This is a genomic window from Methylobacterium sp. J-048, from assembly GCF_022829515.1.
Classification (GTDB): domain Bacteria; phylum Pseudomonadota; class Alphaproteobacteria; order Rhizobiales; family Beijerinckiaceae; genus Methylobacterium.
Genome location: NZ_JAKSYL010000155.1, coordinates 17,322 through 36,929 on the forward strand (window position 1 = coordinate 17,322; position 19,608 = coordinate 36,929).

17 protein-coding genes and 2 pseudogenes are annotated in these 19,608 nt (G+C 66.7%); 13 read left to right on the forward strand and 6 right to left on the reverse strand.

The window, feature by feature from the left end:
* The first annotated feature begins 17 nt into the window (after positions 1 to 17).
* The 4 genes from MKL09_RS15430 to MKL09_RS15445 are packed head-to-tail and all read left to right on the forward strand — an operon-like array spanning position 18 to position 4,750.
* Positions 18 to 1,640 (forward strand): ABC transporter ATP-binding protein, encoded by a 1,623-nt coding sequence (locus tag MKL09_RS15430; protein WP_244021446.1) that lies wholly within the window; start codon positions 18 to 20, stop codon positions 1,638 to 1,640.
* Positions 1,641 to 1,655: 15 nt separating this feature from the next.
* Positions 1,656 to 2,732, forward strand: coding sequence for an ABC transporter permease (locus MKL09_RS15435; protein ID WP_244021448.1), 1,077 nt, complete (start codon positions 1,656 to 1,658; stop codon positions 2,730 to 2,732).
* Positions 2,729 to 3,655 (forward strand): ABC transporter permease, encoded by a 927-nt coding sequence (locus tag MKL09_RS15440; protein WP_244021450.1) that lies wholly within the window; start codon positions 2,729 to 2,731, stop codon positions 3,653 to 3,655. The genes MKL09_RS15435 and MKL09_RS15440 overlap by 4 nt, the downstream gene beginning before the upstream one ends.
* A gap of 33 nt (positions 3,656 to 3,688) precedes the next feature.
* On the forward strand, positions 3,689 to 4,750 hold the full coding sequence (locus tag MKL09_RS15445; protein WP_244021451.1) for a BMP family ABC transporter substrate-binding protein: 1,062 nt from the start codon (positions 3,689 to 3,691) through the stop codon (positions 4,748 to 4,750).
* Positions 4,751 to 4,818: 68 nt separating this feature from the next.
* Here MKL09_RS15445 and MKL09_RS15450 read toward each other — a convergent pair whose 3' ends face one another.
* Together MKL09_RS15450 and uraD are read right to left on the reverse strand one after the other, a co-directional pair.
* Complete coding sequence (locus MKL09_RS15450) at positions 4,819 to 5,085, reverse strand: hypothetical protein (RefSeq protein ID WP_244021452.1); 267 nt, start codon at positions 5,083 to 5,085, stop codon at positions 4,819 to 4,821.
* A gap of 366 nt (positions 5,086 to 5,451) precedes the next feature.
* The gene (gene uraD, locus MKL09_RS15455) at positions 5,452 to 6,336 is read right to left on the reverse strand and encodes a 2-oxo-4-hydroxy-4-carboxy-5-ureidoimidazoline decarboxylase (protein ID WP_244021481.1); all 885 of its coding nucleotides are present in this window, start codon (positions 6,334 to 6,336) and stop codon (positions 5,452 to 5,454) included.
* 191 nt (positions 6,337 to 6,527) lie between these two features.
* On the opposite strand from uraD, the gene MKL09_RS15460 reads away from it, so the two are divergent.
* From MKL09_RS15460 to MKL09_RS15475, 4 genes and pseudogenes are all read left to right on the forward strand, one after another.
* Positions 6,528 to 7,931, forward strand: a complete 1,404-nt coding sequence (locus MKL09_RS15460; protein WP_244021456.1) for a nucleobase:cation symporter-2 family protein — start codon at positions 6,528 to 6,530, stop codon at positions 7,929 to 7,931.
* Positions 7,932 to 7,962: 31 nt separating this feature from the next.
* A complete protein-coding gene (gene pucL / locus MKL09_RS15465; RefSeq protein ID WP_244021457.1) occupies positions 7,963 to 8,805 on the forward strand; it encodes a factor-independent urate hydroxylase in 843 nt (280 codons plus the stop codon).
* Positions 8,806 to 8,847: 42 nt separating this feature from the next.
* Positions 8,848 to 9,046: pseudogene (locus MKL09_RS15470) on the forward strand (LysR family transcriptional regulator); the annotation flags it as partial.
* Positions 9,047 to 9,161: 115 nt separating this feature from the next.
* Positions 9,162 to 9,332: a hypothetical protein gene (locus tag MKL09_RS15475; protein ID WP_244021459.1), complete on the forward strand. Its 171-nt coding sequence runs from the start codon at positions 9,162 to 9,164 to the stop codon at positions 9,330 to 9,332.
* A gap of 638 nt (positions 9,333 to 9,970) precedes the next feature.
* Here the strand turns inward: MKL09_RS15475 and MKL09_RS15485 are convergent.
* The 3 genes from MKL09_RS15485 to MKL09_RS15495 all read right to left on the reverse strand — a co-directional run bounded on the left by MKL09_RS15485 (position 9,971) and on the right by MKL09_RS15495 (position 13,222).
* On the reverse strand, positions 9,971 to 11,578 hold the full coding sequence (locus MKL09_RS15485) for a regulator (RefSeq protein WP_244021462.1): 1,608 nt from the start codon (positions 11,576 to 11,578) through the stop codon (positions 9,971 to 9,973).
* 59 nt (positions 11,579 to 11,637) lie between these two features.
* Entirely contained in the window at positions 11,638 to 12,312 is a 675-nt protein-coding gene (locus MKL09_RS15490; RefSeq protein ID WP_244021464.1) for a cysteine hydrolase family protein, read from the reverse strand.
* Positions 12,313 to 12,976: 664 nt separating this feature from the next.
* Entirely contained in the window at positions 12,977 to 13,222 is a 246-nt protein-coding gene (locus MKL09_RS15495) for a hypothetical protein (RefSeq protein WP_244021472.1), read from the reverse strand.
* A 151-nt stretch (positions 13,223 to 13,373) separates the two neighbouring features.
* On the opposite strand from MKL09_RS15495, the gene MKL09_RS15500 reads away from it, so the two are divergent.
* The 3 genes from MKL09_RS15500 to MKL09_RS15510 all read left to right on the forward strand — a co-directional run bounded on the left by MKL09_RS15500 (position 13,374) and on the right by MKL09_RS15510 (position 16,442).
* Positions 13,374 to 13,673 carry a hypothetical protein gene (locus MKL09_RS15500; protein ID WP_244021473.1) on the forward strand — a complete coding sequence of 100 codons (300 nt, stop codon included), beginning with the start codon at positions 13,374 to 13,376 and terminating at the stop codon, positions 13,671 to 13,673.
* Between the two features lie 134 nt (positions 13,674 to 13,807).
* Positions 13,808 to 15,247: an acetamidase/formamidase family protein gene (locus tag MKL09_RS15505; protein ID WP_244021474.1), complete on the forward strand. Its 1,440-nt coding sequence runs from the start codon at positions 13,808 to 13,810 to the stop codon at positions 15,245 to 15,247.
* 379 nt (positions 15,248 to 15,626) lie between these two features.
* On the forward strand, positions 15,627 to 16,442 hold the full coding sequence (locus tag MKL09_RS15510; protein ID WP_244021475.1) for a transglutaminase-like domain-containing protein: 816 nt from the start codon (positions 15,627 to 15,629) through the stop codon (positions 16,440 to 16,442).
* A gap of 314 nt (positions 16,443 to 16,756) precedes the next feature.
* Here the strand turns inward: MKL09_RS15510 and MKL09_RS15515 are convergent.
* Positions 16,757 to 17,125 (reverse strand): annotated as a pseudogene (locus MKL09_RS15515) (GntR family transcriptional regulator); the annotation flags it as partial.
* 410 nt (positions 17,126 to 17,535) lie between these two features.
* Here MKL09_RS15515 and MKL09_RS15520 point away from each other — a divergent pair.
* Positions 17,536 to 18,903, forward strand: coding sequence for an MFS transporter (locus MKL09_RS15520; RefSeq protein WP_244021477.1), 1,368 nt, complete (start codon positions 17,536 to 17,538; stop codon positions 18,901 to 18,903).
* Between the two features lie 24 nt (positions 18,904 to 18,927).
* Positions 18,928 to 19,452, forward strand: a complete 525-nt coding sequence (gene uraH, locus MKL09_RS15525; RefSeq protein ID WP_244021479.1) for a hydroxyisourate hydrolase — start codon at positions 18,928 to 18,930, stop codon at positions 19,450 to 19,452.
* Positions 19,453 to 19,608: the final 156 nt, after the last annotated feature.

The following is a 19,608-nucleotide window of genomic DNA, read 5'->3' on the forward strand; positions in this document are numbered from 1 at the left end:
CATCGCGGAGTGACTGGATGACGATTGCGGCGACTGAACCAACGCCCGCTTCGAACGATCCGAGGCCGCTGTTCGGCGCCTACGGCATCGTGAAGCGCTTCGGCGCCTTCACCGCCAACGACCGCATCGATCTCGAAATTCGGGCCGGCGAGATCCATGCCCTGCTCGGCGAGAACGGGGCCGGGAAATCCACGCTGATGAAGATCCTCTACGGCCTCCTGGAGCCGACGGAGGGCGTCGTCACGCATCGCGGCGAGACGGTGAGGCTCGCGAGCCCGGAGGCGGCCCGCCGGCTCGGCATCGGCATGGTGTTCCAGCACTTTTCCCTGTGCGAGAACCTGACGGTCGCCGAGAATATCGCTCTCGTGATGGGCAAGGGCCTCGGCCGCAGGGCGCTCGCCGACCGGATCGCGGCCCTCGGCCGGACCTATGGCCTGCACCTCGACCTGGATCGCCCGGTCTGGTCGCTGTCGGCGGGGGAGCGTCAGCGCATCGAGATCGTGCGCTGCCTGCTCCAGGACCCGAAGCTCGTGATCCTCGACGAGCCGACCTCGGTGCTCACGCCCGGCGAAGCCGAAATGCTGTTCGCGGTGCTGGAGCGCCTGCGGGACGAGGGCCGGGCGCTGCTCTACATCTCGCACCGGCTCGACGAGGTGCGCCGCCTCTGCACCCGCGCAACGATCCTGCGCGGCGGCCGGGTCGTCGGCGCCTGCGATCCGCGCGCTGAGAGTGCCGGCTCGCTCGCCGCCATGATGGTCGGCGAGCAGGTTCGCGCGCTGACACGCGAGGCTGTCCCCGCACAGGCGGCGCTGGAGGGACCCGAGCGCCTGCGCCTCCACCGGCTGTCGCTGCCCGCTCCGGGACTGCACGCCACCGGCCTGCGCGACATCTCGCTCGGTGTCCGTGGCGGCGAGATCTTCGGCATCGCCGGGATCGCGGGCAACGGCCAGTCGGAACTGTTCGCGGCGCTCTCGGGGGAAGCCCGAGCGCAGGAGGCCGGCGCCGTCTGCATCGACGGGACGCCCGCCGGCCGCCTCGACATCAACGCGCGGCGGCGTCTCGGGGCCGCTTTCGTGCCGGAGGAGCGCAACGGCCATGCCGCAGCGCCCGGCATGAGCCTCTCGGAGAACGCGGTGCTCTCCCGATACGCCACCGCCTCGCTGACGCGCTTCGGACTTGTGCGCCGGGCGGCGGCCCGGGCGCTGGCGGCCCGGGTGATCGCGGCCTTCGATGTTCGCAAGGCCGGCCCGGACCCGGCCGCTGGCACCCTGTCGGGGGGCAACCTGCAGAAGTTCGTGGTCGGACGCGAGATTTTGGCCGAGCCCGGGGTGCTCGTCGTCGATCAGCCGACCTGGGGCGTCGACGCGGCGGCGGCGGCGCGCATCCGCCAGGCGCTGATCGACCTCGCTGCGCGCGGGAGCGCCATCCTGGTGATTAGTCAGGATCTCGACGAACTGTTTGAGATCGCCGGCTCCATCGCGGTCCTCCAGGGCGGCACCCTGTCGCGTGCCGTGCCGCGTGCCGAGACCTCCCGCGAGGCGGTGGGCCTGCTGATGGGCGGCTCCGGCGGTCCGCCCCCGGGCGGCCACACGGTCGCCCCGCCCGGCCGCATTCGTGAAGGAACCGCCCATGCAACATAACCACGCGACGTAACCATGCGCCTCGACCTCGTGCCGCGCGCCGGCCGCTCGCCGTTCGCCGCCATCCTTGCGCCGGCCCTGGCCTTCCTCGCCTCCGTGCTGCTCGGCGGCGTTGCCGTGTCCCTGCTCGGCGTCTCGCCGACAGCGGCTTTCGCGGCCTACTTCATCGCGCCGCTGTCCGAGCTGTGGTCCCTGCAGGAGATCGCCCTGAAGGCAGCGCCGCTCGCCCTGATCGCGACGGGCCTGGCCTTCTGCTACCGTGCCAACCTGTGGAATATCGGTGCCGAGGGCCAGTTCGTGGTCGGCGGCCTCGCCGGCGGCTGCGTCGCCCTCGCCACCCAGGGCAGCGCGGGCTTCACCTTCTGGATCCTGCCGACGATGCTCGCCGCAGGCACGCTCGCCGGCATCGTCTACGCGATGATCCCGGCCGTGCTGAAGGTGCAGCTCGGCGTCTCCGAGATCCTGACCAGCCTGATGCTGGTCTACGTCGCGGAACTGCTCCTCGACTACATGGCCCGGGGACCGTTGCGCGACCCGGCCGGATACAACTTCCCGCAGAGCGTCGCCTTCGACGCCGCCGCGCGCCTGCCCTACCTGATGGAGGGGGAAACCCTGCATGCGGGCGTGCTCGTCGCCTTCGCTTCCGTCGTGCTGGCCACGATCGTCCTCGGGCGGACTCTGTTCGGGTTCGAGGTGCGGGTCGTCGGAGCGAGCCCGCGCGCCGCCCGGTTCGCCGGCTTCAGCGAGGCCCGCCTGACGCTCGCCGCCTTCGCAGTCTCGGGTGGGGCGGCGGGGCTGGCGGGGATCGCGGAAGTCGCGGGCAAGATCGGCCAGCTTCAGCCGACGATCTCGCCGGGCTACGGCTTCACGGCGATCATCGTCGCCTTTCTCGGCCGGCTCTCGCCCCCGGGCATCCTCGTCGCGGCCCTGGTGATCGCGCTCACGACGATCGGCGGCGAGGGGGCGCAGATCGACCTCAGGCTTCCCCTCGACCTGACGCGGGCCTTCCAGGGCTTGCTGCTGGCCTTCGTCCTGGGGGCGGACGTCCTCACCCGCTTCAAGGTCCGCCTCGTCCCGGGAGGTGCGCGATGACCCTCGACATGGTCCAGATGATCCTAGTCACGGTGCTGACGGCGGCGACCCCGCTGATCATCGCCGCGATCGGCGAGCTGGTGGTCGAGCGCGCGGGCGTGCTCAACCTCGGCGTCGAGGGCATGATGATCTGCGGGGCGGCCGTCGGCTTCGCCGCCGCGATCGAGACCGGCTCGACCCTGCTGGGCGCCCTGGCCGGCGCCGGCGCCGGATTGGGGCTCGCGTCCGTGTTCGGGCTGCTGACCGTGGGGCTCGCGGCCAATCAGGTCGCCTCGGGGCTCGCCCTCACCATCCTCGGCCTCGGCCTGTCAGGGCTCGTCGGCACCTCGTATGTCGGCCTGAAGCGCGATCCCGCACCGCATCTCGACATCCCCGGTCTGAGCGACCTGCCTGGGATCGGCCAGCTCCTGTTCGGCCAGGACGCCTTCGTGTACGCGGGCCTGGCCCTGACGATCGCCGTCTCGTGGTTCCTGTGGCGGACGCGCGGCGGCCTGATCCTGCGCGCGATCGGCGACGACCACACCGCCACGCACGCCCTCGGCCTGCCGGTGCGCAAGCTGCGCTTCCTGGCCGTGCTGTTCGGGGGCGCCTGTGCCGGACTCGCCGGATCCTACCTCTCGCTGGCCTACACCCCGTTCTGGGCCCCGGCGATGACCGCGGGCCGCGGCTGGATCGCCCTGGCGCTCGTCGTCTTCGCCTCGTGGCGGCCGGCGCGGCTGGTGGCTGGGGCGATCCTGTTCGGAGGCGCCACGGTGCTGCAACTCCATGCCCAGGCGGCGAGCATCGGCCTGCCCGGACAAGTGCTCTCGGCGCTTCCCTACCTCGCGACGATCGTCGCCCTGGTCCTGCTGTCCCTCGGGCGACGGCAGGGCGGCTCACTCGCACCCGCCGCCCTGGGGCGCGATTTCACCCCGCACCGCTAGCGGTGCCGTCCACCGGAGAGGACACGAGCGACCATGCGACATTCCTTCTGCGCCTGCCTCGGTGCATTCCTGCTCCTGCTCGGCCCCGCACAGGCCGAGGGCAAGCTCAAGGTGGGCTTCGTCTATGTCGGACCGGTGGCCGATTACGGCTACTCGTTCCAGCACGACCTGAGCCGCAAGGCCCTGGCCGAGGCCATGCCCGACAAGGTCGAGACCACCTACCTGGAGAACGTGCCCGAGGCCGACAGCGAGCGGGCGATCGAGAAGCTCGCGCGCTCGGGCATGGGCCTGATCTTCACGACGTCGTTCGGCTTCATGGAGCCGACCCTGAAGGTCGCCAAGAAATTCCCGACGGTGAAGTTCGAGCACGCCACCGGCTACAAGCGCGCGGCCAACGTCTCGACCTACTCGGCCCGGTTCTACGAGGGCCGTTACGTCTGCGGGAAGATCGCGGCCAAGCTGTCGAAGACCGGGACGGTCGGCTACATCGCGTCGTTCCCGATCCCCGAGGTGGTGAGCGGCATCAACGCCTTCATGCTCGGCGCACAGTCGGTCAACCCGAACGTGAAGGTCAAGATCGTCTGGGTGAACACGTGGTTCGACCCGGGCAAGGAGGCCGAGGCCGCCAAGGCCCTGTTGGCGCAGGGCGCCGACATCCTGACCCAGCACACCGATTCAGCCGCCCCACTGCAAGAGGCCGAAAAGCAGGGCAAGCTCGCGTTCGGGCAATCCTCCGACCAGTACCGCTTCGCCCCGAAGGCACAGCTCACCGCGATCGTCGACGATTGGAACGGCTACGTGATCAGCGAGGCCAAGGCCGTGCTCGACGGTTCGTGGAAGAGCCACGACACCTGGGGCGGGATCAAGGACGGCCTGGTCGTGCTCGCCCCCTTCACCAACATGCCCGCCGACGTGAAGGCCATGGCCGAGGATACCGTTAAGGCGATCGCGGCGGGCCGGACGCATCCCTTCGCCGGGCCGGTGACGAAGCAGGACGGGACCGTGGCGGTCAAGGACGGCGAGACCGCTCCCGACCCGATGATCCTCGGCATGAACTGGTACGTAAAGGGCATCGACGACAAGCTGCCCCAGTAGGGCGGCCGGCACCGCGGGTTCGCGCCGATCCCGACGCGGCTCGGGATCGGCGCCGTTCGATGCGGGCGTCAGCGGCCTGCGGGCGCCTCGTTGGTGCGTGGCGGCGGCATGACGGGCTCCTCGATGGCGACCCCGCCGCGGCTCGGAGGGACCTCCACGGCATCACCCGACCGGATCGATTCGGCCTCGTTGCGCGGTCCGGCGATGCCCTCCGTGCCGCCCGGCGCGGTGGATGGATCGCGCCCGGCCGGCGCACCGTAGGATTGCGCTGATGCGGCGCCGGCGGTGCCGAGAAGCCCGCAGAGAGCCAGTATGAGCGTTGTCTTCTTCCGCATGGCCGCCTCGTTCCCGATGAATTCTGTAATCGGGACGAATGGCGCAGTCGTCCGCTGGTTCCGTCGTGTCAGCGGCGATGGTGTGGATGCCTATGGAAGAGGCGAAAACCGCGGCGGCGGGCGCTGCGACCGCGCAGGCCGCCGGGCGCTGTGACGCTCGGCTGCCCCGCCGGGGGTGTCAGGGTGCCCTGCGCGGCCGCCGACGGCGGGATTGCGGGCAGGCCACCCTCGAATTGGGCTCCCAGGCCGAGCCACGCGCCCGCAGCCAGCACCGCGATCGCTCCCAGACGGACGATCCGCATCCGATCTACTCCTGAATTCTCGACGGGGCTCGCCGGCTTCGCCGCAAACCCTGTGCCGTAGGCTTCAGCTCCCGCGGTAGGTTTGAAAGCTCCACGGGGTCGCTGCCAGCGGCACGTGGTAATGCGCCTCCGGCTCCGCCACACCGAAGCGCAGGGGCACCACGTCGAGAAAGGCCGGGCGCGGCAGGTCGATGCCGAGCCGGCGGTGATAGTCGCCGAGCGCGAAGCGAAGCTCGTAAACTGCGATCGGGACCGGGCGTCCGCCGATCAGCGGCGCGTCGGTGCGTCCGTCGCTATTGGTGTGCATGCGTGCGACAAGGGCGGTCTCCGTCTCCGAGACGATCTCGACCAGCTCGACGGCGACCCCCGCGGCCGGCTTGCCCAGCATCGTGTCGAGCACGTGCGTGGAGATCCGGCCGGTGGTGCGCAACGCACCGTCCCCCTCGACCAGGGCGCCGAGGCGGATGGCGGCGATGCGGAAGACCTCGGCCTGGGCCGTGCGGACCTCGGTCTCCGGATCGGAGGCGAGGCGGTTCTCGAAGGCGGCCATCAGCGAGGCGCGGCCGTGGCGTTTCACGCAGAGGATGAAGGGGATGCCGAAGCGGCTCCGGTAGGCGGTATTCATCGCTGCGAAGCGCGCATATTCCGCATCCGAGAGACGGTCCAGGCCGGCCGCCGCCTGCTCCGCGATCGAGTCGGGCGCGATGGCGCCGTCACGGGCGGCGCGGCCGGCGAGTTCCGGATGGCCGGCGAGCAGGGCGTGGCGCATCGCCTCCGGCGCGACTTCGACCGCCGCGCACATCGCCGCGTGGAGCGCGGCGATGGTGCCGAACGGGCGCCGCGCCGCGGCGGCCCGGGCGACCCAGGGCGCGTGCTCGAACACCGCCCCCAGCGCCGCGACGAAGTCGGTCTCCGGCATGCCGTCGAGATCTGCGAGGGAAAACGTCATCGCGCCCGCACCGTCCCACTCCAGGGTGATCGTAAAGCAGGCAACGGGCCAGGCGCCAGCCATCGACCAGTCGCCGCCGCCATGGCGGGCGTTGAAACGGGGGCGTGGCATATGGCTTGCGCATCCGAGGTCATGGCGCATCGGGCCGCGATCCGGCTGCCGGCCCGCTGCGCCTCGGGAGAGTCTCCACGATGTCGAGCGCCGTCCGGTCAGAGCCTTCCGCAGCCTCAGGTCCTGTCCCGCTCGGGCCGGCCACCGCCCCGGTGGGCCGGGTCGGCCCTCTCGCGCTCGGCCTCCTCGGCCTCCAGCACGTGCTGGTGATGTATGCAGGCGCGGTGGCGGTGCCGCTCATCGTCGGGCGGGCGCTGAAGCTGGCGCCGGAGCAGGTGGCGATGCTGGTGAGCGCCGACCTGTTCGCCGGCGGCCTCGCCACCCTGGTCCAGAGCTGGGGCCTGCCCGGGATCGGCGTGCGGATGCCGGTGATGATGGGCGTCACCTTCGCGGCGGTCACGCCGATGATCGCCATGGGGAGCAATCCCGAGATCGGGCTCGCCGGCATCTACGGCGCGGTGATCGCCGCGGGCCTGTTCGCGCTCCTCGTCGCGCCGCTGGTGGGGCGGCTGCTACCGCTGTTCCCGCCGGTGGTGACGGGCACCATCATCCTGGTGATCGGCATCTCGCTGATGCGGGTCGGCGTGAACTGGGCGGCCGGCGGGGTCGGAAACCCGGCCTACGGCGCGCCCGTCTATCTGGCCATCGCGGCCTTCGTCCTCTGCGTGATCCTGGCGATCACCCGATACGGCACCGGCTTCGTCAATTCCGCCTCGGTGCTGATCGGCATCATCCTCGGCATGGTCGTGGCCGGCTTCTTCGGGCTGGTCGACCTCGGCCACGTGGCGAGCGCGCCTTGGTTCGACGTGGTGCGCCCCTTCGCGTTCGGCTGGCCGAGCTTCGATCCCGTCTCGGTGGTCACGCTGAGCATCGTGATGATCGTCGTGATGATCGAGTCGACCGGCATGTTCCTCGCGCTCAGCGAGATCTGCGCCGATCCGGTCGACGAGGCGCGCCTGACCCGGGGCCTGCGTGGCGACGGCCTCGGCACGGTGATCGGCGGCATCTTCAACACCTTCCCGTACACCTCGTTCTCGCAGAATATCGGCCTCGTCGGGGTCACCGGCGTGCGCACGCGCTACGTCGCGGTGGTCGGCGGGATCATCATGCTGGGCCTCGGGCTGGTTCCCAAGCTCGCCGCCTTAGTCGAGGCCGTGCCGCAATGCGTCCTCGGGGGCGCGGGGCTCGTGATGTTCGGCATGGTCGGGGCGACCGGCACGCGCATCCTCGGCGCCGTCGATTTCGCCAACAACCGCAACAACCTGTTCGTGGTCGCGGTCTCGGTGGGCTTCGGGATGATCCCCCTGGTAGCGCCGGCCTTCTTCCGGCAGATGCCCCAGGCGCTGCATCCACTGCTCGAATCGGGCATCCTGCTGTGCGCACTCTCGGCGGTGCTCCTGAATCTGTTCTTCAACGGGCTCGGCAGCACGGACGAGGCGCGCGAGGCCGCCATCCGCCAAGCCAAGACCGCAGAGGCGCATTGAAAAACGGCTTCGGCCCCTTCCGGAGATCCCCATGGCCCTGACGGCATCGCGATACGGCAAAGGCCGGGTGCGGGTGATGCGCCTGACCCGCGACGGCGACCACCACACCCCGCGCGAACTGACGCTCACGGTCCTGATGAAGGGAGGGTTCGACGCCGCCTGGACCGCGGGCGACAACCGGGCCTGCGTGGCCACCGACAGCGTCAAGAACATCGTCAACGTCACCGCGGCGAAGAATCTGTCGCTCGACAAGGAGGCGTTCGTCGAGGCGGTGGCGAAAGTCTTCCTCGACACCTACCCTCAAGTGGAGGACGTCGCGATCGAGGCCACGGAGACGCGCTGGATCCGCCAGGAGATCGGGGGCGCCCCGCACGGCCACACCTTCATCCTCGACGGCAACGCATTCGGCTATGTCGGACTCGTAGCGAGCCGGGGCGGTTCGGTGCTGCGCTCGGGCCTGCGCGGTTTCACCTTCATGAAGACTACGCAATCGGGCTGGGCCGATTTTGTCGACGACGCCTACCGGACCCTGCCCGACACGACCGACCGCATCGCCGCCACCAGCATGGACGCGACCTGGACATGGGCCGGTGAGCCGATCGACTACGCCGCCGCCAACGCCAGAATCCTGTCGCTCCTGATCGAGGTGTTCGGCACCACGTACAGCTACGGCGTGCAGGACAGCATGTACCGGATGGGCGAGGCGGCGCTGGCCGCGGTGCCGGAGATCGACGAGATCACCTTCGCGATGCCGAACAAGCATTACATCCCGATCAACCTGCAGCCCTTCGGCCTAGAGAACCCGGGTGCCGTGTTCCTGCCCACGGACGAGCCGCACGGCCAGATCGAGGCGACGATCCGCCGGACGGACTGATTCGCCGCCTACGGTCCGCCATCGGCGGGAGGACCCGGCCCCATGCTGCACCATCGCCTGCTGTCCTATCTCGACGAGGTCACCCACAGCGGCTCGATCCGCCGCGTTGCGGCCCGGCTCGGCGTGGCGTCGAGCGCGATCAACCGCCAGATCCTGAACCCTCGAAGCCTAGATGGACACGCTGCTGTTCGAGCGGCTGCCTCGCGGGCTGCGCCTCACGGCGTCCGGCGAGATCCTGCTCCGCCCCACACATCGCCTTCCTGAATCTGGCTGACGTCTGCGAGGAGATCGACCACGGCAGCCTCGCCTTCACGCCTCTCAACGAGGCCGCTGCCGTCACCCAGATCGCCTCGCTGGTGCAGCCCATCCTTTCCACGCTCGACCCGGCCGCGCACCTCGTCGCCACGCAGATCGAGGCGACCTTCGACAAGCACAGCGCAGGCGATTTACCGGCGATATCGGGGCATGGCGAAAGGATCGTGCCAATCGCCACGTTCGACCGGAAACATCTTCGGCCGTCTGGCTAGAGCGTTCACCCACATGGCGAATTCGGTATGGGCTGGAATGCCCGCGGACAGTCGACTGCGCAATCCGAGTCCGATCAGTGCGAAATCGCACAGATAGTAGACGCGTGTTGTTGAAAGTGACGGCATCCCTGCTCAATTTAGTTCCATACAGACGCTGGGCCTGTGCCTACTCCGTCGCGCATTGGATCTTGAGCTATGACCGCACGCTTCCTTGTCGGGGTCGCCCTTGGGCTCACCCTGTCCACTGCAGCCCTCGCACAGAGTTACACTGCCCCCGCCGGCATCCCGGCTGCTACCGCCCCGGGCGGGCTCGAGGGCCGCGCCGCCGTACCGAATCGGCTGGCCGAGGGCGACCGGACGGGCCGAGCCGGGACGTTTTACGGGACCACTGACGATCTGGTCACTGGCTCCGTGCATCGTCCGTATCAGTCCCGCGGCGGCAACTTGCGCTGAAACAGAGGCCGGTCCACGACGACGGACCGGCCAGATAGGTCCGAAGTCCGTCGAGACCACCGCGGTCTACGATGTGGCAGTCGCCTTCGCGAGATGAGGCGCATTCATTCGAACCGATGGTTCCTATTTCGTCATAGACGCGGGATACCGTGTTCATCGCACCCAAGTTGCGGGCCATGTGAACGTCACTCAGCGGGGGCCCGCAAGGGCTCGTCCGCGGATCGCGCCGGCATCGGCGCCGAGACCGCCCCCAGGCCGGCCGCGAACAACAGCCCCGCTACCACCAAGTAAGCCAGCGCCAGCACGGGCATCACGGCAAAGCCAACCGACGGCCCGTGCATGAAGCCGAAGAAGGTCAGCACGCCACCCGCCGTCGCGAATGCTGAGGCTTTGCGGAAATTTTTGTCGATGATCAACGAGGTGATCGCGCCGAGGATCAGTCCGCCGAGGATGGAGCCTTCGCCGAGGACACTGAGCCCGTCGTAGAGGACGCCGACCTGTCCGAGCTTGTTGAGGCCAATTGCCGTGGCGCTTGTCCCAGCAGCACCCAATGCACCGTCGATCAGGGTCTTGGCCCAGGCAGCCAGATGTGGGGTGAACGCCAGCACGATCGCCGGTGCATGGGCATGCGGCGTCTCTTGGAACGCCTGTGCGCCGATCAGCATGCCGATGTAGAGCAGGATCGGCGAGATCGCCACGAGGGGTATCGCGCTTGAGATTAGCGAAATGAGGTTAAACCAGGCCAGCACCAGCACGATGACGCCGGTGGCGAACGAGTAGCCGATGCGCCCACCCATGGCTTTCCAGCCGGGGTGACCGATGTAGACCGCGTTGATGAAGGGGTTGCCCATCAGGCAGCCAATCAAGCTTACGACTCCATCGGCCGTGAGCACGCGGGTCGTCGGATAGGCATCGCCCGCCACTTCGGCGCTCTCGACGTTGTCCATCGCCTCGACGAGGTCGTAAATGCCGAAGGGGATTGCCGTCACCAGGATGATCCCGATGAACTCGAAGCCGCCGAAGACGTGGCCGATCGCCGGAAGCGGCACGGAGAAACCGATCCCCTGGATCGCGCTCGACAGGCCGGCGCCGCTCACCCCGCCGATGTCGAGCCCGAACAGCTTGGCGCCCCACGCCACCGTCATCCCGAACAGGATCGCAACGAGACCCGCCGGCAATCGGCCCGGGTAGCGGACCCCGCCCAGCCATGCGAGTAGGATGATCGCCAGGGCCACGACGCCAATCACCGGCGCCTGGATAAGCTCCAGCGCCGGCCGCATAGCGATGAAGGTGACCGAGACCCCGGCTAGCGTCCCGAGCAAGGCCGCCCGCGGGGTGATGCGCCGGATGACGGGGGCGGCGAAGCCGCCAGCCATTAGCATGAAGCTTTGGATGAACACCCAAGCGAGCCCAGCCTCCCAACCCTTCACGGGATCACCGGTCTGCAGCTTGATCGGCAGCATGATCACAAAAACCACGATGAACATGTGCGGCACGCTGATGCCCGACGGCAGCGCGCAGACGTCGTCCCGGCCGCTCGTCCGGGCGAGCCGGTAGCCGAGCCAGCCGTAATAGGCCGTGGAAAGGCAGAGCATCAGGCCGACGGCAGGCAGGATCCGGCCGAACACGATAGCGTCGGGCATGCCAAGGACGAAGCGCAACAGGCCGGTCAGCACCAGCATGTTGACGAGGATGTTGGTGCCGAAGCCGAAGAAGGCGTTCCAATCCCCCGGCACCCAGACAGCCGGCCGGCCGGCGATAAACGGGCCCGGTGATCGTGCGGGATCGGCCATTGTGCTCTCCCTCGCGTCGACCCGGCCGGCGCAGCCGTCGACCTGGATGTCGACCTGGATCAGGTGCTGCCGCGCAAGGCCGCGACCACGGTGGCCGATTCGGACACCCAGCCGAAGATGCCGCCCTGCGCCGTGATCATCGCGAGCCCGGCCGCATGGAAGTCGGGGCTGTACGAGCCGCACGCATCCCCGACGACGACGCAGCGGTAGCCGCGGTCGTTGGCCTCCCGCACGGTGGTGTGCACGCAGACCTCGGTGGTCACGCCGCAGACCAGCAGCGTGGCGATGTCGCGCGCCGTCAGCACACCGCCGAGCTCGGTCGCGTAGAAGGCGCCCTTGCCGGGCTTGTCGATCACCGGCTCGCCCGCCCGCGGTGCCAGCGCCGGAATAATGGCGTGCCCCGGCTCGCCGCGGATCAGGATCCGGCCCATCGGGCCAGGCTCCCCGATCCGCGCAGTCGGCTCGCCCCGCTCCAGCTTCGCCGGTGGCGCGTCCGAAAGATCCGGCTCATGGCCTTCGCGCGTATGCACGACGAGGATACCGGCCGCCCGGGCCGCGTCGAGCAGCCGCATCGCCGGCGGGATCGCGGCAGCGAGCAGCGCGACATCGTTTCCGAGGCTTGCGCCGAAGCCGCCGGGCTCGATGAAGTCGCGCTGCATATCGATGATCACGAGCGCGGTGGTGGCCGGATCGAACACGATCGGCGATGGTTCGGCTTCGAGAACGATCGGCATCCGACTTATCCGTGCAGGCCATGAATCAGCTGAACATCCTCTCGACAATGCCAGACTGTAGAAAAAGATTCTTGTCTAAAATCTTATTCAGTTTGCGCAAATATTATTCTTGAGGCGATTAATTTCTATGCATGGCCATTTCTAGATTGGATCGCCGAGGTGGCCTCGACGACTGATCTGCCTTAGGGAAACTGGTTCTCCCTGACGTATGGCTTCGCACCATGGGGAGGATGTTGTCATCCGACCGAAGAAGCATGCGGCCGACATGATCGCCGAACTGCGCTACGACCGGCTCAAGGGCGCGGTAGTCTAGGCGCGCGAGGCGGCCCGCAGCGTCATCGACCAATCGCGGAGGCACAACAGCGGCTTTCGTCCACACGCAGGGCCGGGCGACCGACCGCCTGCACCGGAGTTCATCGGCCGGCCTGCGCTACTGGTCGGATCGGTGCCGCCAGCCGAGCAGGCCCGCGTCACGCGATCGAGGATGCACGACCGTCGAACTTCGGCGACTGAATGGCGGCAGGCCAGTGCAGTCCAGGCCATAGGGCACGGTCTCCGCCATCGAGGCGCGCCCGTGCAGGGTGTCCTGGGGGCCGGTCCGGGGAGAGTCTGGATCCGTCACTCCGTCACCGGGGGCGTCGGTAGGATCGCGGTCCGCGGGTCGTCACGCAGCCCGGGGCAAACCCTCGATCCGCGCTTCGAGGACCCGGGCGCTCTCGGCGCCGTGACCACCGAACAGGTGCCGGCACAGATCCGCCGGGGTCCGCGCCAGACCATTTCCGTCCGCGATAAGCACGTGCCCCATCCCGGCAGCGATCAAGCTCATGCCCTGATCCAGCGCGTTCAGCAGAGACGCGTGCTGGTAGGTGAACCGGCGCGCGGACTTGTGAGCGGTGACGGTGAAGCTCACGGCTGGTGATCCCGATATGCTCAAACGGCGCGACCGCTGGGTCATCGCCGTTGGCTGATGTTGCGAGAAGGCTAAGAGCGAAGCAGGCCGCCAGATAGGCCGGCTCCGAAGACCTCATTGCGGGTGATAGCGGCCAACCGTTGATGGAATCTTGTTCAACCTGCGGCTGCGGCGCTTTCTGCGTCTACAGCGCGTTGGCAAGCTTCTGGCGCAGCGTCGGCTGGATCATCGCTTCAAGTTCGGGGAGCCTGCTGTGTTGTGTCTCGATGATCCGGTCTTCCTCAAGCACAACATCGGCTGCCGGGAAGTTAGCCTCCGGAGCGCATTGGCCAATGCATTCAGAATTCGACGCACGGCCCAGCTCAAGCACGAACCCTGGCTGGCACGGCAGCGTCACTGCTTCGTTGTCCCCGTGGTAGACTTGGTCAACCTCGAGCTACTCACCGGCTGAGCGACGAGCGCCGGGAACCAAGCTCCGTCCATGAAACGTCGGCGGGCGATAACCCGGCAGTCCTGCTTAAGCCGATCAAGCTTGGCTGCAACCTTGCTTACAAAACTTCGAGGTGTCAGCGCAGGAGAGACGAGATGTGCCGTGGCGACGATCCGACCTGTACGGCGTTCGCGGAGCACCGTCTGCGCTATCGGCAGGATATGCAACCTGAGCGGCGCGCCTTCCTCAAGAGCGGCTTTGTGGCGTCCGGAGGCGCGGCGGCGTTGGCAGTCGGCGGGCTCTCGCTGGTCAGCCCAGCCTTGGCCCAGGCGAGCGGCAAGGGTGTCGTCCAGACCGCCCACTACCACCTGCCCGCCACCGCCGAGACCGTGCATTGGGGGTATTTCAGCAAGGCCTTGAAGCCTCAGGTCGAGATCACGTCCGGCGACTACGTGACCATCGAGACACTCACGCATCACGCCAACGACGATGCGGAACGCATGGTCACCGGTGACCCGGGCGCTGAAAGTGTTTTCCTCTGGACGAGAGACAAGAAGGGCGTCGCCCGCCGCGGCGCTGGCCCCGAGGATGCCAAACTCGGTCCGGGCGGCGGCCTCGGCGTCCACATCTGTACCGGGCCAGTGGCGATCCGTGGGGCCGAGCCCGGCGACGTCCTAGAGGTGCGCATCCTTGATGTGGCGCCGCGACCTTGCGCGAACCCGAAATTCAAGGGCTCAACCTTCGGCAGTAACGCGGCCGCGTGGTGGGGCTATCACTACAACGATATGCTGGAGGGGAGGAAACGAGAAGTCATCACGATCTACGAGGTCGACACCAGCGGCAGTCGCGACTGGGCCAAGGCTGTCTACAGCTTCAAGTGGCCCGGCGTGACCGATCCGAACGGGCTGCTGCATCCGACGATCGACTATCCGGGCATCCCCGTCGACCATACCACGACGACACGCACCTTCGACGTGTTGAAGGGCATCCGCGTGCCGATCCGGCCTCATTTCGGAACGATGGGACTGGCCCCAGCCGAAGCCGACATGGTGAACTCGATACCGCCGAGCTACACCGGCGGGAACATCGACAATTGGCGCATCGGCAAGGGCGCAACAATGTACTATCCGGTCGCCGTGCCGGGTGCGCTTTTTTCGGTCGGCGACCCCCATGCAAGCCAGGGCGACTCCGAACTCTGTGGGACAGCGATCGAGTGTTCGCTCACCGGCACCTTCCAGTTCATCCTGCACAAAAAAGCCGATCTCGCCGGCACGTCGCTCGAAGCGCTCGATTTCCCGATGATCGAGACGAGCGAGGACTGGGTGCTCTCGGGTTTTAGCTATCCAAATTATCTCAAGGACCTTGGTCCTGATGCGCAGAACGCGATTTTCGCTAAATCCTCGATTGATCTTGCCATGCGCGACGCCTTTCACAAGATGCGCCAGTTCCTGATGCAGGCGAAGGGGCTGACCGAAGACGAGGCGATCTCATTAATGTCGGTCGCAGTGGATTTTGGCATCACCCAGGTCGTCGATGGCAACTGGGGCGTGCATGCGATCGTCAAGAAATCTATTTTTTCAGAGAGATCAGTTTGATTGAGAGTGGATATGCTGCTTGCGGACAATTTCAGTCGTTCAGAGCGAGCTGTCTCGACGTCCGTTTCTCGGCATCCTGGCTGCACGTTTACATGCCGTGCGGCCATCACTGTATGAGGCCGATCGGGCGCGCCGAACTTCAAGGATGCGGGATCGAAGCGAGGCCAGCTTATCTGCCGTGGCCTTAGCCGGTGGGCATGCCAAGAAGTCCGCACGCACGTAACTTTGTGCTCCAACCGCAGCAGGCCGACACGCCTGGGTTCGCTCCCCGCGTCGTCATTGTGATCGAGGCAGCCGGCTCGCATAGCGATGCGGCCCGAAGCTTGCGGTGTTAGCGGTACCAACATTCATTCTGATGCCCCTTTAAGGACAGAGCCCCATGCGCATTCTTGTCGGCTGCGAGATGACCTACGAGTTTCCGCAGCCCACCCCAGTTATTGCGACGCTTAACGTCCACGCATCCCGTTTCTCCGATCTTGAGCGGCCCGACTATTTGATCACGAGTCCCGCAGTTCCCTTGGAAGGCTATCGCGACAGCTTTGGGAACTGGTGCAATCGGATGGTTGCACCAGCAGGGCGCTTCACGTTGAAGACCGATACGACCGTGCGGGATCACGGCAGCGGGGATACGCAGGAGGCTGACGCTCAGGAGATCGTGGTCGAGAAACTGCCTTCCGACACCGTGCTGTTTCTCCTCGGCAGTCGTTATTGCGAGACCGATCGCCTCTCGTCCATCGCTTGGGACTTGTTCGGTCATATTCGGCCTGGATGGGGCCGAGTGCAGGCGATCTGCGATTACGTGCATGACCGCATCAACTTTGGGTACGAGCATGCACGAGCGACCCGGACTGCATTTGACGTCTTCGAAGAGCAGCAAGGCGTCTGCCGCGACTACGCGCATCTCGCGATCACCTTCTGCCGCTGTCTCAACATCCCGACACGTTACTGCAACGGTTATGTCAGCGACATCGGCTTGCCCCTACCGCATGCGCCAGGCGATTTCGCCGCCTGGATGGAAGTGTATCTGGGAGGACGCTGGCACACCTTCGATCCACGCAACAACAGTTCGCGGATTGGCCGGATCCTAATCTCCTATGGTCGCGACGCCGCGGACGTGCCGCTGACGCTCACTTTTGGAGCAAATAATCTCACCGGGTTTCATGTGACGACCGAGGAAGCACCACCCCTACTTTGAATGGCTGTCGTACGAGTCGCTGTAGGCGGCAACCCCTCCCGTGGTCGGCCAGAGGTCGGCGCGACGGTCGGCGATGTGCGGCCGCGCTTGGCGCAAGGACCGCAACTGGTGCGAGCGCCCAGGCACTCGCCGAACGCGAAGGTGTTGTGGTTCAGCCCGAGATGGACCACCAGCCGCTTACCCTGGCCGGTCCTAGATCGGCCTCTACGGCAGGATGTTGCCCCTTAAGCGGTGGTCTCCCGAGCACGTCTCAACACCGTTTCCCATCACGGCGCACAGAGATAGGCCGCTTCAAGTCCCTTGTCCGCCGAGAGCTTTGCGGCTGTTCCGCGCGCGATCTGGTTCAGCAGCATCTGACGCTGCTCCGGGCTGAGCTGCCCGGCGAGGGGGCGCACCACCAGCCGTTCCAGGCCGGGGCGCAAGTCGAAGGTGTCGCGCGCCTCCTCTCAGCTCGGCGTCGCCACGATGTCGATGCGGTTGCGGCGAAGGTCGACCGGGCCTTCCGTGGCCAGCCGCAGCAGGCTTTGCCGGGCGATGGTGCGGCTCACCTCGAACCGCTCGCCGAGGGCTTCCTCCGGCAGACGATCGCCGGGGGCCAGCGCCGTTTCTGCGATGGTCCGTCGTAGGGCCTGGCAGATCGCGCCTACGCGAGTGCCAAGGTCGGGAGGGTCGGAGGAGACGATACCGTGAGTGCACGGCAGGACCGAATCGAGAGTCGTTAACTAGTTAGTATCGGTCGCAGAGCTGGATCAACTTACGCGCAAGCGGATCCTCTGAATTTCGGAGAAAGGTGGGAAGAAGTAATTGGCTTGACGCCCGGAAGTGGACATTCGGTATTGCGCCCGTACCGGCCGTTCAAGACGCTGTTGATCATCCCTCAAAGTCGGCGAGTTGCGCTGCTGCCGGTCCATCGAACAAGCGGGGGTTGTGGAACTGACATGATCCCCTCGGTTGCAATCAAAGCCTTTCAGCAAACACGCGGCTGGGTGACGATCAATCTCGAAGCTGTATGAAGGAGTGGCTCATATATTGCAGCCGCCAAGTGGGAATATCCGTCGGCACGAGTGATGTGTCTGATCTTTAGGGGTGATCGATGGCTATCCAGTCGTACTCAACCTCTGATGCGCCGTCCTTCAATCCGCCTGCCACGCTTGATATCACTTACCGTCGGATTACCCTGCGGCTGCTGCCGTTTCTGATGGCCCTCTGGGTTCTATCCTGGATTGACCGGGTGAACATCGGCTTCGCCAAGCTTCAGATGCTGGACGATCTCAAATTCAGCGAGACGGTCTACGGCATCGGCGCCGGCATTTTCTTCATCGGTTATTTCATTTGCGAGGTGCCAAGCAACCTCCTGCTGGAATACGTTGGTGCCCGCAAGACCATCGCGCGGATCACCTTCCTGTGGGGGATCTGCTGCGTGGCGATGATGTTCGTCACAACGCCGGCGTTCTTCTACGTGCTGCGCTTCTTCCTCGGAGTGTTCGAGGCCGGTTTCTATCCCGGGGTGATCCTGTTCCTGACCTACTGGTACCCGAGCGAGCGGCGCGCCAAGGTGTTCGGCTTGTTCATGTCGGCCTCGGCACTGGCCGGCGTCATCGGCGGTCCGCTCGCCGGCGGCATCCTCAACGGTATGAACGGCGTCAACGGCTGGGCGGGCTGGCAGTGGGTGTTCCTGCTGGAGGGCATCCCGTCGATCCTCGCGGGCGTCGTCACGTTGCTCTATCTGACCGACCGGCCCTCCAAGGCCAACTGGTTGACGCCCGAGCAGCGGTCGCTGGTCGAGGCCGACCTAGCCCGCGACGCCGCCGCCCAGGGCCCGCGCGAGCACCGCATCCTCGCCTCGCTGAAGGATGTCCGTGTCTGGCAATGCATCGCGATCTTCTTCTGCATCGTCACGGCGAACTCGGCGCTGACCTTCTTTGGACCGAGCGTAGTCCGGGATGCCGGCTTCACCGACCCGCTCACCGTCGGCTGGATCATGTCGGCGGCCTACCTGTGCGGCGGTGCCGGGATGATCCTCAACGGACGCGACTCGGACCGCACGGGGGAGGCACGCCTGCATTGCGGCGTGGCGGCGTTGGTGGGTGCCGCTGCGATCGCGCTGACCGGCCTCCTCGTATCCAGCGCGCCCATCCTTGCGATGATCGCACTCGCGGTAGGGATCGTCGGCACGATGAGCGCGATCCCCGTCTTCTGGCAGATCCCGGGGCGCTTCCTGGCAGGTTCAGCCGCGGCGGCCGGCATCGCGCTGATCAACTCGGTGGCCAATCTTGCGGGCTTCGGTGCCCCAGCGGTGATGGGTTACCTGCGCGAGCACACCGGCTCGGTTTCGATCGGCCTATGGATCATCGCGGCCGTCGAAGCGCTCTCGCTCGCGCTGATCCTCGCCTTCGTCCCGACCGCGACCCCGGGACTAGAGCGGCGCGCAGCGTCCCGCGCCGCGCATGAGCCGGCGTAATCTGACTGACACCAGGAGCCAACCTTGGATCATCCCTCAAACCGATCCGAACTGACGCGACGCAGCCTCGTCCGCGTCGGCCTCGGCACCGCGGCGGTGGCTTCCGCAAGCACGGTAATGGCGCAGGGCGCACCCACGAGCCCTCCGGCCAAACCCGGTGCGCTGACCACCGCCCCGACTTCGCAGACCGGCCTCTCGCCGCGGCTGACCCTGCACGCCATCGATAATTTCCATGGCACGCCCGCCGCCGGCATGGTCTGCGACCTCGCGATGCTCGATGGCGAGGGCTACAAGCCACTCAAAATCATCACCACCACGGCGACCGGGCGCCCGGCCGACCCGGTGCTCGTCGATGACGCCTTCAAGGCTGGCCACTACGAGCTGGTGATGCATTTCGAGGAATACTTCTCAAAGCTCGGCGTAAAGCTACCCAGCCCGAACTTCCTGAGCCTCGTGCCGATCCGCTTCCAGATCCGCGATGCCGGCCAGCGTTACCACCTGCCGGTGCTGCTCACTCCCTGGGGCTATTCGTACTATCGCGGTAGCTGAGATCGGCACCGTCGGAACGGATAGACCCCATCCCTCGCTCAGGACACCGAAGATCATGGCCGGCATCTCGACCCACGTCCTCGACACCGACCGCGGCCGTCCCGCCAGCGGGGTGCGCATCGACTTCTCGATGATGGAGGACGGCAAGTGGCGCCT